Origin of the sequence: Paraburkholderia sp. GAS448 (assembly GCF_050435685.1) — a bacterium.
Taxonomy (GTDB): Bacteria; Pseudomonadota; Gammaproteobacteria; order Burkholderiales; family Burkholderiaceae; genus Paraburkholderia.
Genome location: NZ_JBNDKT010000002.1, coordinates 593,777 through 605,597, shown reverse-complemented (window position 1 = coordinate 605,597; position 11,821 = coordinate 593,777). Strand labels below are relative to the sequence as shown.

13 protein-coding genes are annotated in these 11,821 nt (G+C 63.1%); 7 read left to right on the top strand and 6 right to left on the bottom strand.

The genetic code is table 11. From position 1 onward, the window contains the following. Positions 1–125 precede the first annotated feature (125 nt). Positions 126–815 carry a response regulator gene (locus tag P3T23_RS06345; protein ID WP_429315319.1) on the bottom strand — a complete coding sequence of 230 codons (690 nt, stop codon included), beginning with the start codon at positions 813–815 and terminating at the stop codon, positions 126–128. A gap of 257 nt (positions 816–1,072) precedes the next feature. Between P3T23_RS06345 and P3T23_RS06340 the strand changes: the two genes are divergently transcribed. The 3 genes from P3T23_RS06340 (at position 1,073) to argC (ending at position 3,716) form a co-directional block, all read left to right on the top strand. Then, complete coding sequence (locus P3T23_RS06340) at positions 1,073–1,672, top strand: YbhB/YbcL family Raf kinase inhibitor-like protein (protein ID WP_429315318.1); 600 nt, start codon at positions 1,073–1,075, stop codon at positions 1,670–1,672. Between the two features lie 251 nt (positions 1,673–1,923). After that, complete coding sequence (locus P3T23_RS06335) at positions 1,924–2,493, top strand: flavodoxin family protein (protein WP_429315317.1); 570 nt, start codon at positions 1,924–1,926, stop codon at positions 2,491–2,493. 275 nt (positions 2,494–2,768) lie between these two features. Continuing rightward, positions 2,769–3,716, top strand: coding sequence for an N-acetyl-gamma-glutamyl-phosphate reductase (gene argC / locus P3T23_RS06330; protein ID WP_429315316.1), 948 nt, complete (start codon positions 2,769–2,771; stop codon positions 3,714–3,716). 434 nt (positions 3,717–4,150) lie between these two features. On the opposite strand, the gene P3T23_RS06325 is transcribed toward argC, so the two are convergent. From P3T23_RS06325 to P3T23_RS06315, 3 genes are all read right to left on the bottom strand, one after another. Further along, positions 4,151–4,516 carry a response regulator gene (locus P3T23_RS06325; RefSeq protein WP_429315315.1) on the bottom strand — a complete coding sequence of 122 codons (366 nt, stop codon included), beginning with the start codon at positions 4,514–4,516 and terminating at the stop codon, positions 4,151–4,153. A gap of 452 nt (positions 4,517–4,968) precedes the next feature. Further along, positions 4,969–5,613, bottom strand: a complete 645-nt coding sequence (locus P3T23_RS06320; protein WP_429315314.1) for a LysE family translocator — start codon at positions 5,611–5,613, stop codon at positions 4,969–4,971. Positions 5,614–5,714: 101 nt separating this feature from the next. After that, entirely contained in the window at positions 5,715–6,644 is a 930-nt protein-coding gene (locus tag P3T23_RS06315) for an NAD(P)-dependent oxidoreductase (RefSeq protein ID WP_429315313.1), read from the bottom strand. Positions 6,645–6,681: 37 nt separating this feature from the next. Between P3T23_RS06315 and P3T23_RS06310 the strand changes: the two genes are divergently transcribed. Then, positions 6,682–7,452, top strand: coding sequence for a Mut7-C RNAse domain-containing protein (locus P3T23_RS06310; protein WP_429315312.1), 771 nt, complete (start codon positions 6,682–6,684; stop codon positions 7,450–7,452). A gap of 82 nt (positions 7,453–7,534) precedes the next feature. Then, complete coding sequence (locus P3T23_RS06305; protein WP_429315311.1) at positions 7,535–7,816, top strand: hypothetical protein; 282 nt, start codon at positions 7,535–7,537, stop codon at positions 7,814–7,816. A gap of 160 nt (positions 7,817–7,976) precedes the next feature. Here the strand turns inward: P3T23_RS06305 and P3T23_RS06300 are convergent, their stop codons facing one another. Beyond that, positions 7,977–8,183: a hypothetical protein gene (locus tag P3T23_RS06300; RefSeq protein ID WP_429315310.1), complete on the bottom strand. Its 207-nt coding sequence runs from the start codon at positions 8,181–8,183 to the stop codon at positions 7,977–7,979. Between the two features lie 242 nt (positions 8,184–8,425). Beyond that, positions 8,426–9,178 carry an IclR family transcriptional regulator domain-containing protein gene (locus tag P3T23_RS06295; protein WP_429315309.1) on the bottom strand — a complete coding sequence of 251 codons (753 nt, stop codon included), beginning with the start codon at positions 9,176–9,178 and terminating at the stop codon, positions 8,426–8,428. A gap of 285 nt (positions 9,179–9,463) precedes the next feature. Between P3T23_RS06295 and P3T23_RS06290 the strand changes: the two genes are divergently transcribed. Together P3T23_RS06290 and P3T23_RS06285 are read left to right on the top strand one after the other, a co-directional pair. Then, positions 9,464–10,411: a DMT family transporter gene (locus tag P3T23_RS06290; RefSeq protein WP_429315308.1), complete on the top strand. Its 948-nt coding sequence runs from the start codon at positions 9,464–9,466 to the stop codon at positions 10,409–10,411. A 91-nt stretch (positions 10,412–10,502) separates the two neighbouring features. Continuing rightward, entirely contained in the window at positions 10,503–11,762 is a 1,260-nt protein-coding gene (locus P3T23_RS06285) for an NYN domain-containing protein (protein ID WP_429315307.1), read from the top strand. Positions 11,763–11,821: the final 59 nt, after the last annotated feature.

Genomic DNA, 11,821 nt, shown 5'->3' with positions numbered 1-11,821 from the left:
GCAGCGCTTCGCTCTGGCCGGGCCACCCCGCGCCTGCATGAAGAAACAAGAAAGCCGCCGGTCTTGCAGACAGGCGGCTTTTGTTATCCGACGCCCATACCGCGGCACCTCCACAATGGGTCGGGCTACAAGGCTGCGTCGTGCTCGTCCGGCGTGTAGGAAGACAGATTCATCAAGCCGTTGCTTTGCGCATATTGAAACAGTTCCGAATCGCGCTCGAGGCCCAGCTTGCGCATCGCCGTATTTTTCTGCGTGCTGATTGTCTTGATGCTGCGGCTCAACTGCTCAGAAATTTCCTTGATCGTCATACCGGACACGAACAGCCTCACCACCTCCAGTTCCCGCCGCGACAGCATGACTTCGGTTGTCTTGCCGCTGGCGTTGACGCGCAACGATTCAAGCGACGCCCGCACCGAAGGGCTCATGTATTCCTGCCTGCGGCTGACGTGTTGCACAGCAAATCCGATGTGGCCCAGATCATCCGACTTGTTCACCACCGACTCGACACCGAGTTCGCTCAGACGCTTGAGTAGCGCGGCGTTCTCGAGCATGGTCAGTACGACGATTGGCAGCGTGGGGAAATTGCGGCGCAGGTACCCGATCAGCGGCAGGCCGTCGCCGAACTGGCCGCCCGGCATGGCGAGGTCGGTGATAAGGACGTCGCAGGGCACACTGTGCAGAATCCTGATCAGTTCCGTCGATTGCCGCGCGCGCGCGACCACCTGAATATCCGGAAATTTGAGCAATGCGGTTTCGGCACCGAACAGGATGACGGGATGATCATCGGCCACAACGACTCTGGTTTGCTCCTGCATTACGCTCCTTTCGACTGACACTCGACGCCGATTTACCGGTCATTTCACGTGTTCTTGATTGGTTAGGGTTGCTTGCGATTCTGTCGGCAGCGCAATTCGTCTGAATATAGCCGATTTCCTTGCCCGGCGGCCCTTTAGGGGAATGAATCGCCACAAAGAAACAGGATATTGGACTTGAACCGACGCCAGGGCACAAAATAGGGACAATCATCCTTGTGACGGCGACCATGTCGCTACCCTGACAGGAGAACCGGTACATGCGCTCGCGTTGCCTCGTGGTATCGCCTGCTTCGCTCCGCCCCCGTCTGTCGTCGTTCGCGCTGGCGATGTCCAGCATTGCACTCGTCATTGCCCCCGGCCTGCACGCGCGCGCCGAGGGCACATTCGGACTGGCCAGCACCAGTTTCCATGACGGCGGGACCGTCGCATTGGCTCAGGTGTTCGACCAGGACTGCAAAGGCGGTAACCGCTCGCCGCAACTGTCCTGGCACGATGCGCCCGCCGGCACGCGCAGCTTCGCCGTCACGATGCTCGACCCGGATGCACCCGGTCGCGGCTGGTGGCACTGGGCGGTTGCCGGGATTCCATCCAGCGTCGACCGGTTGCCCGAGAACGCCAGCGCGTCGGGCTACCTTCAAAAGCTCGGCGCCGTTGAGGCACGCAACGACTTCGAAACCGACGGCTACGGCGGCCCGTGTCCGCCAGCTGGCAAACCACACCACTATGTCGTGACCGTGTATGCGCTCGGCACCTCGAACCTGCGGCTCGCGCAGGGCCGGCCGCCACTGATGTTCGATCACGAGATCGGCACGGCGACGCTCGGTTCGGCAAAGATGGTTGTCACATATGGTCGCTAGCCCGTCCGTCTGGCGTAGAAGCGCCGGCGGGCCGGCCTTGCGCACGGACGTCGCTCACTGAGTCGCCGCACCGGATCGGCGCAGAAACAGCACCGATTGTCGCGGCAGGCGAAATTCAGTCATCCCCCGCAGCTATCCCAAAAGCGGCGTCGCCGGAGAAGCGCGGTGGTTAAATATGATGCAATGCCCAACCGTCGAGCCCACGTCCGCCGGCTGGGACGCACCGTTCGACTCTCTCCTGGAGCTTACTCATGTCGAAGATCGTCATCGTGTATCACAGCGGTTATGGCCACACGAAAAAACTCGCCGAAGCCGTGCTCGCCGGTACCCTCGACGCCGGTGCGGACGCGCGGCTCATTGCTGTCGGTGATCTCGATGATGCCGGCTGGGCGGAGCTGAACGCCGCCGACGGCATCATCTTCGGCGCCCCTACCTACATGGGCGGTCCGTCGGCCGACTTCAAGAAGTTCGCCGATGCAAGCTCGAAGCAGTGGTTCACGCAGGACTGGAAAGACAAGGTCGCCGCAGGGTTCACTAACTCGGCGTCGATGAATGGCGACAAGTTCTCGACGATCCAGTATTTCGTCACGCTTGCAATGCAGCACAGCATGATCTGGGCAGGCACGGGCATGATGCCAGCCAACACCAGGGCGGCGACCCGCAACGACCTGAACTACGTCGGGGGCTTCACGGGGCTGCTGGCCCAGTCCCCGGCCGATGCGTCGCCGGAGGAAGCGCCGCCGCAAGGCGACCTCGACACGGCAAAAGTGTTCGGCGCGCGCGTCGCCGCCGTCACCGCCCGCTGGACCGCCAATCGCTGACCCGGGCAGCCTGCCCCTGCGCGTTGTTCCTGGCGACGCCCAGGCTGACGCGCCTCAGGGGCTGGACCGACGCCGGCTGAACGCGCCGGCCTATGCGTATTCAATCGGTCTTCATCGGCAGGCATCTCATCTGCAACGCCGTCATTCCGACGTCATTTACGCGGCGCAACGTCTTTTTTCACCGACGCTTGTGCACGCTCGCCGCCATACGGTCTTAAAATGGCGTTCCGGCGCGCAGAGGCGCCCCCGTATTCCAGCAAGCCAGTGAGATCGAGATGAGCACGAAAGTATTTGTCGACGGACAGGAAGGCACGACCGGCCTGAAGATTTTTGAATACCTGTCGCAACGCGCCGACGTGGAGATCCTGCGTATCGAAGAAGCGAAGCGCAAGGACCTCGACGAGCGCCGTCGCCTCATCAATGCGTCGGACGTAACGTTCCTGTGTTTGCCGGACGTGGCCTCGCGCGAATCGGCCTCGCTCGTCGACAACGACCACACTGTGCTGATCGATGCGAGCACCGCATTTCGCACCAGCGCCGACTGGGCCTATGGCCTGCCCGAACTGGCTCGCGCGCAGCGCGAGCGCCTGCGCACCGCGAAGCGCATTGCTGTGCCGGGCTGCCACGCGTCGGCGTTCGTGCTGGCCATGCGCCCGCTCGTCGATGCGGGTCTCGTCAGCGCCGACTTCGCCGCGCACAGCTATTCGATCACCGGCTACAGCGGCGGCGGCAAGAAAATGATCGCGGACTACGAAGCCGGCGGCAACGCGAAGCTCTCGAGCCCGCGTCCTTACGCGCTGGGCCTCACGCACAAGCATCTGCCGGAGATGGCGGCGCATACGGGGCTCAAGTCGGCACCGGTGTTCACGCCGATCGTCGGCAACTTCTACAAGGGCCTCGCCGTCACGACCTTCTTCTCGCCCGGGCAACTCGCACGCCAGGCGACACCGCAGGACGTGCAGGCGCTCTTCGCCGAGTACTACGCCGGCGAGGCTTTCGTGCACGTCGCACCGTTCGATGCCGACGACAACCTCGATAGCGGCTTCTTCGACGTGCAAGCGAACAACGACACGAACCGCGTCGATCTGTTCGTGTTCGGCAACGCGGATCGCTTTGTCACCGTCGCGCGACTCGACAACCTCGGCAAGGGTGCGTCGGGCGCGGCGATCCAGTGCATGAACCTGGCGATCGGCGCCCCTGAAGAAAGCGGATTGAAGCGCTGATTTCCTGCCCCGCAGACGGCACCTGCCGTCCCGCGTTTGGAACACCCCGGAGCCGGCTTTCTCGAAGCCGGCTTTTTTATTTCTTTCATTTGTGTTACGCGATTATCAATCCGGCAATTAATCAGTAATAGCCCGGATTACTTTTCTACATCCCTCCATTTGATCGATCCCAAAGCCGAGCCGAAGGCCGATCCCTTGCGGTGTCATACCGGTTTTGACGCAAGTTTTGACGGAGAGCGGCGCGTGCCGTCGATCACCGGATATCAGGCGAAAGCGCGAGGGGTAGTTGAGGGCAAAAAAAAGCCCACCAACGAGGGCGGGCTGAATCCATATCAGAGGAGACATGGAGGAGACAGGAGTAAATGTAGCAAAACATTTGGTGCGATGCAACATCGCAACTAGAGGAAACACTCAGAGTTGCGTTCGCGCGACACTCAGGCGTCGGTCATGGAAAGAATGAAGCGCAGCTCGTCGATGCTCACCGGCTTGACGAGATGGACGTCGAAGCCGGCCGCCAGCATCAGGTCCCGCTGCTGAGGCCGCCCCCAGCCGGTCAACGCAATCAGAAGCAGTGGATGGTCTGCGCTGCGGGCGCGCAACTCGCGCGCAGTGCCGGAGATGTCCATGCCTGGCATCTCGCACTCGACAATGACCACGTCTGGGCTGTAGCGCGCGATGGCGTCGAGTGTCTCTTCGCGGGTGCGTGCGGGCGCGACTTCGTAGCCCATGCCTTCAAGCAGATTCGCAAAACCGGTCAATGCTTCATCGTCATGATCGGCAAGCAGGATGCGCGTGCACATTGCTGTCTCCAGCGAGGTTTTGCGGCGTCATCGACTGTGCTGCGGCGTGATGTGCCCACTATTTGGGGCGCGCCGTCGAGATTCGCACAGATTCGAGCGTCACTTATGTGCTTTGATCCGCATTTCAGCGATCAAATTTCATTCTTTAGATAAATCTGGTCGCGCTTCTTGCAATGCATCAAATGGCTCGCGCAGGATTTGCCTCAGCCGGGCGACCGGCGAAGACCCGCCACGGGGTTTTCCGGATGCATGGCGAGGCCGCTTTCGGCGAGTGCGCTGCGCAGCAGGTCGGCGGCCGGGTAAGCCGGCCCGCCAAAGAGCCGTGCACGAACAACACATCGACGCCGGTGCGGAAATCGGACACATCGATAATCTGGAACGCCTCGCGATGCGGCGAGCGCTCCAGCATTTTGGGCGACACGAGGCCGATGCCGAGCCCGCGAACCCTGAGGTCAGTGCCGCACCAGCGCCATCATCGCGCCGAAGCCGACGAACACGCCGCCCGTCAGCCGGTTGAACGCCCGCGCCACATTGCGGCTCCTCAGCTTACCGCCGATGCGTGTGCCGAAGCCCGCGTAGACCAGATACCAGCTCACCTCGATTACCGCGAACGTCGCGACGAGCATGCCAAACTGCGGCAGCGTCGGCCGGCTGGCGTCGATAAACTGCGGCAGCAGCGCGGCGGCGAACAGGATCGCCTTCGGATTGCTGCCCGCGACCAGAAAGCCATTGCGGAACATCGACCACGCCGTGCGCGAGCGTCCCGCCTTCGTGACGGCGCCCGCGTCGGCTTGCCCGGCAGCGGTCTCGTCGGCCGGGGCGCGCCATGCCTTGATGCCGAGATAGACCAGATACGCCGCGCCGATCAGCCGCAACGCGTTGAACATGGCCGGCCACGCTTCGAGAAATACACCGAGCCCGGCCGCCGAAACCGAGAGCATCAGCACCAGTGCCGACAGACAGCCTGCCATCGTGGCGCCCGAACGGCGCAGGCCGTGCTGTGCGCCGTGCGTCATCACGAGCAGCATGTTCGGACCGGGGATGGCGGAAACGACAAAAACGGTGGCGACGAACAGCCACCAGGTGTGCAGACTCATGACGAACGACAACGGAAAACGAAAGGGACGGCCATTATGCCTTTGACACGCGCACTTTTGCGAGGAATCAACGGGTTAGCCGACTCCCCCAGCAGGACACTTCAGCGCCCGGCCCGACGCGCCGCGACCTGCCCCAGCACCGCGAAATCCTTGTCCCCGTCGCCGTGCGCGACGGCTTCGAGCAGGCTGTCGCGCACCACGCTTGCCACCGGTAACGGTGTGGACACGGTATCAGCCGCCGCCAGCGCAAGCCGCACGTCCTTCAGTCCAAGCCGCGCCTTGAAGAGCGCCGGCTCATAACGCTGCTCGGCAATCATCTTCCCGTACCCCTGATACACCGGTCCCGGAAACACGCTGTTCGTGATCACGTCGAGGAAATCCTGCGTCGCGACGCCGTGCCCGGTCAGCAGCGCGGACGCCTCGCCGAGCGTCTCGACCGCCGAAGCCAGCATGAAATTCACCGCCAGCTTCATCACGTTCGCCTGCTGCGGCAGCGAGCCGATCCGCCAGGTCTTCTGGCCGATCGCGTCGAAAACCGGCTGCACGCGGTCGATCGCCTCGGCGGGACCGGCTGCAACGATCGTCAGCTTCGCGGCGGCAGCCACGTCCGGCCGGCCGAGCACCGGCGCCGCCACGTAGTTCAGGCCGCGCTCCGCGTGCGCGTGCGCGAGCGATTCCGCGAGCGCGACCGAAATCGTCGCCATGTTCACGTGAATCAGGCCGCGCGGCGCGCTTTCCAGCAGGCGGGCGTCGATCACCGCGCGGACCGCGTCGTCGTCCGCGAGCATCGAGAACACCGCGTCGCCGGTAAAGGCTGCGGCCGGCGTGGCGACCACCTGCGCGCCCTGAGCGGCAAGCGCCTGCGCGCGTTCCGGCGAGCGGTTCCACACCCGCACGCTGTGGCCGGCTTTCAGAATGTTTGCAACCATCACGGCGCCCATCTCGCCGAGCCCGATAAATCCGATGTCCATGCTGGACCTCCTCCGTCCTGAATGAAACGGAAGTAGACCACAGCCGTGCGACACGTGCATAACAGCACACCACCGCGCGCGGTGCGATACTGGTGCGATGGTCACGGCGACATTCCGGTTTTACGAAGAGCTGAACGACTTTATCGCGCGGCCGCTGCGCCGCAGTTCGTTCAGTTGCGTCTGCGCGCGCGACGCCACGGCGAAGCACATGATCGAGGCACTCGGCGTGCCGCATACCGAAGTCGAGCTGATCCTGGTGAATGGCGAATCGGTCGGCTTCGAGCATCCGCTGGCGGATGGCGATCGCGTCGCCGTCTATCCGAAGTTCGAATCGCTCGATATCCAGCCACTGCTGCGCGTGCGCGAAAAGCCGCTACGCGTCACGCGCTTCATCGCCGACGCGCACCTTGGCGGCCTCGCCCAGTTGCTGCGGCTCGCAGGTTTCGACACGCTCTACGACAACCACTATCCCGACGAAGACATCGAAGCGCTTGCCGCCAGCGAACATCGCATCGTGCTCACGCGCGACCGTGAATTACTGAAACGTCGCACGATTACGCACGGCTGCTATGTCCGCGCGCTGAAACCGGAACAGCAGCTGCGCGAGATATTCGACCGGCTCGATCTGGCGGGCAGCGCGCAGCCGTTCCGACTGTGCCTCGCGTGCAACGCGCCGCTGCGGCGCATTGCCAGAGACGAAGTGATCGGCCGGGCACCGGAAGGCGTGCTCGAGCGGCACAAACGCTTCGTCACCTGCGACATCTGCCAGCGCGTGTTCTGGGAAGGCACCCACTGGCAACGGATGCGGGCGTTGATGGACCAGGTTGCGGGCGAACGGCGAGCAGACGCGTCGCCCGATCCCGCGTGACCCGCTGCGGCGGGTGTGCGCCGCGCGATGCGTACAATGCAGGATTGTTGACCTATTCCTATTTCCGCAGAGGCACGAACGCATGGCGATGAAAAAAACCGACCTTGAGAAGAACAAGGCGCTCAAGCTGACAAACGACATGAAAAAGGCCACTGCCGAGCGTTTCGGCAAGCCTGCCGCGCAGCCGGCACTCGACCGCCGCGCGCAGCGCAAGCTCGATCAGGAGCAAGGCCTCGTGCCGTTCGCGTGCAAGCTGAACGCGGAACTGGTGGACCAGCTCAAAGAGCGGGCCGCGGCGCATCCTGACGGCATGACCGGCCTCCTCACCGAAGTGCTGAAGCGCGGCCTCGCAGCCGACGCCTGACTCCGGCAAGAGCCGCCCTGGTGCGGATGAGCGCCGCTGAAGGCGACGGCCACCGCGGCGAAAGCACCGCCGCACAAACAAAAAAGCCAGGGCATACACCCTGGCTTTTTCGCTGACAGACGAGACCATTTCCGGCCTGTCCGCCTGCACAAAGCAACGCTTAGTTCTGCGTGCCCTTGTCGTTCGTGCCGGCTGCCGATGCGGCTTCCGAAACATGAGCCTTCTTGCCGTGCGTCTTCAGTTGCTTGTGCGTGTGCTTCGGCTTGGCTGCGCTGGCAGCTGCCGGTGCGGAAGCGTCTTGTGCAAAAGCCTGAAACGACACGAGTGCGAACGAGGCTGCGACGAGCGAGGCGATGATCTTCTTCATAGTGAGTTATTCCCCAAACCTGAACGACTTGATCAATGTGAATGAATAAGGACAACACGGTGAAAAACGCTGAACGACGGCGTCGCCAGGAAGTTCCCCGCGGGGAGTATCACGCACCGTAGGCGGTTTGTCATCCCATAAAAGTCGATATGTATTTTCCGGGAGACACGTTCCTTTCCTTAAGCTTTCAATCGACTTTTAAGCATTTTCTGCCGGCCTGAACAGCGCGCCATAGCCTTTGTTCAGACGAGATTTCGCAGCAGGCTCGCGGTTTCCTGAAGCACGGGCAGCACGCGGTGCAATGCGCCGTTCTGCGACTCCTGACCGATCGACATGCTGACACTGATGGACGCAACGATGTTGCCGTGCCGGTCGCGCAGCGGCACGGCCACGCCGCGCATGCCGAGTTCCAGCTGCTGGTCGGTGACGACGTAGCCATTGCGGCGGGCGTCTTTCAGCACGTCGCGAAGCTGGTCGATGCTGGCGTACGTGTACGGCGTGAACACCTTGATCTGATACGACGCGAGCCATTGCTCGATCTCTTCGGGCGCGCGCGCCGCCAGCAACACCAGCCCCGCCGACGACAACGGCGCCGGCACCCGTGAGCCAAGCACGAAGCCGACCGCGGTCGCGCGATTCACGCCGTTGCGTGCGACGTACACGACGTCGTCCTCATCGAGAATCGCAACGAGCGCGCTTTCCTGCACCACCCCCGTGATCCGCTGAAGGAACGGTTGTACGGTGCGCGGCAGGCGCGCGGAATCCAGATACGACTGACCGAGCCGCAGCACACGCGGCGCAAGCCAGAACAGCTTGCCGTCGGTATCGACATAACCCAGTTCGTGCAGCGTCAGCAGGTAGCGGCGCGCAGCCGTGCGCGAAAGCGCCGCCCGTCCGGCTACCATCGTCGGCGTCATGCGGGCGTGTTCTTCGTCGAATGCCTCGATGATCGCGAGTGCCTTCGCGGCCCCGGCAATCCAGTCCTTGTCGTCCATCGTCTCCACCTGTGCGGGATCAAAGCGCCCCTGCGGTGCGCCCGTGTCGCGCGATTATCGCGCGAACGGAACGCAGATCGACTCAGCGTTTTCCACGAAGTCCGGCGTGTTTGCCATCGCATGCGGCGCGCCCGCGTATCATGTGACGCGATCCGACGCGGTTATCCAGCCGGGGCGGCCTGACCGGAGCGTGGTCATTCGCTGTCCACCGGCCGTGAGCCTGAGCCAGGCTGGCGTCTCCAGGGGAACGAGCCGTCAGAAACCCACACCGAGAGAATCGTTCGTTTGAAATCCGATACCCGCAAACATCTTCGCGCCAACCTGTTGATGCTGCTTGCCGCCCTGATCTGGGGCTCCGCCTTCGTCGCGCAACGCCTTAGCCTCGACGCGATCGGGCCGTTCCTGTTCACCGGACTGCGCTTTCTGCTCGGCGCGGCTGTCGTGACGGTTCTGCTCGCGTGCCTGCGTCCGGCGCGCGCCCGTATCGCGGACCCAAGCCCCGCTGCCGGCGCGACTGGCGGCTCGCACGCCCTTTTGATGTCGGGCGCGGTGCTTGGTCTGCTGCTCGCCGCCGCCATCTCGATGCAGCAGATTGGCCTGCAATACACGAAGATCGCCAATGCCGGCTTCATCAGCTCGCTCTATGTCGTGATCGTCCCGCTGCTGGGCGTACTGATGCGGCATCAGACGGCTACCGGAACATGGCTCGGTGCACTGCTTGCCGCGCTCGGCATGTATTTCCTGAGCGTCAACGAGCAATTCGTGATTCTCGATGGCGACTGGTACCAGCTTGCCGGGGCGTTCGTGATTTCGGCGCAGGTGATGCTCGTGAGCCGGTTCGCGCGCCGGCACGATCCGCTCAAGCTCGCGCTCGTGCAGTTCGTCACGTGCGGCGTGGTGTGTCTCGCCGTCGGCGTCGTATGCGAGCCGTTGCGTCTGGCCGATATTGTTCGGGCCGCGCCGACGATCATCTATGGCGGCGCGCTGTCGGTTGGCATTGCGTACACGATTCAGGTAGTCGCACAGAAAGATGCCGCGCCCGCGCATGCGGCAGTGATCTTCAGCATGGAAGGCGTATTCGCCGCGCTGGCCGGCTGGCTGGTGCTGGGAGAGACGCTGTCGTCGCGCTCGCTCGTGGGATGCGGCCTGATGCTCGCGGGCCTGATCGTGTGTCAGGTGATGCCGGCCTGGGAAAGCCGGAGGCAGGCTTCGTCGTCGATCGGGCTGCGGTAGGCGGCGCCCAGCTGTCTCTTCCGCGGTAAAAAGACCGTTATGCTGCGGGTTATACCTGCATGCGGCCGAACTCTCACGCGAGAACAAAGATATGACTTCAGCCAGTGACACGCTCAGCATGGCGCTGTTCTGTGATTTCGAAAACGTCGCACTCGGCGTGCGCGATGCAAAGTACGATCAGTTCGATATCAAGCTCGTGCTTGAACGTCTGCTGCTCAAGGGCAGCATTGTCGTCAAGAAGGCGTACTGCGACTGGGAGCGTTACAAGGGCTTCAAGGCCGCGATGCATGAAGCGAACTTCGAACTGATCGAGATTCCGCATGTGCGCCAGTCCGGCAAAAACTCGGCCGACATTCGGCTCGTCGTCGACGCGCTCGATCTCTGCTATACGAAGTCGCACGTCAACACGTTCGTCATCATCAGCGGCGACTCCGATTTCTCGCCACTCGTATCGAAGCTGCGCGAGAACGCGAAACAGGTGATCGGCGTGGGCGTCAAGCAATCGACGTCCGACCTGCTGATCGCCAATTGCGACGAATTCATCTTCTATGACGACCTCGCGCGTGAAAGTCAGCGTGCGGTGGCCAAACGCGAGACGCGCGAAACCCAGCCGGCCGCAAGACGCTCGCCCGATGAAGAAAGGCGTCGCAAGGAAGAACTGGAGGCGCGCCGGCTCGAAGCCATCGAAATGGCCGTGCAGACTTTCGATGCCCTCGTCACCGAACGCGGCGACAGCGGCAAGGTGTGGGCCTCCGCCCTCAAGGACGCGATCAAGCGCCGCAAGCCCGATTTCAGCGAGTCGTACTACGGCTTTCGCGCCTTCGGCAATCTGCTTGAAGAGGCACAGGCGCGCGGTCTGCTGGAAGTCGGCCGTGACGAAAAATCGGGCACCTATGTCTATCGCCCGACCGTCGGCGCGTCTCGTGCCGAACCGGTGAGCGAGCGCGCTCCCGCGTCAAGGCAGTCCGCGCCGAGGCAGGCCGGGCCGAAGCAGGCCGCGCCGGAAGAGCCTGCACCCGAAGTTGTTGCGCCGGAAGTGTCGACCGAACCGGAAGTGGCGGCGGAACCCGTTGCAACGCGCCGCAAGGGTCGCGGAAGCCGCAAGCCGTCGGAGAAGAAAAAAGCAAAAGCGACTACGCCCGAAGAAGCCAGGGAAGTAGCAGAAGTGCTGACTGAAGTGGCAGTGTGGGCGTCTGCAGAAACCGCACAGGCGGCGCAGGTGGAACCGCTGGAGCCGCCGCCGCAAGCCGATCAACCGGCCCCGAAAGCGAAGGCGGCCAAAACGGCGCGCAAGACCGCTACCCGCAGCCGTCGCCCGCGCAAGGCAGCCGATGCCGCCCCTGATAAATAGCATTTGGGCGCGCTGGACGCCTTTCGCGCGCGTCTGCCGCCAACGGCTCTGAACGAGCG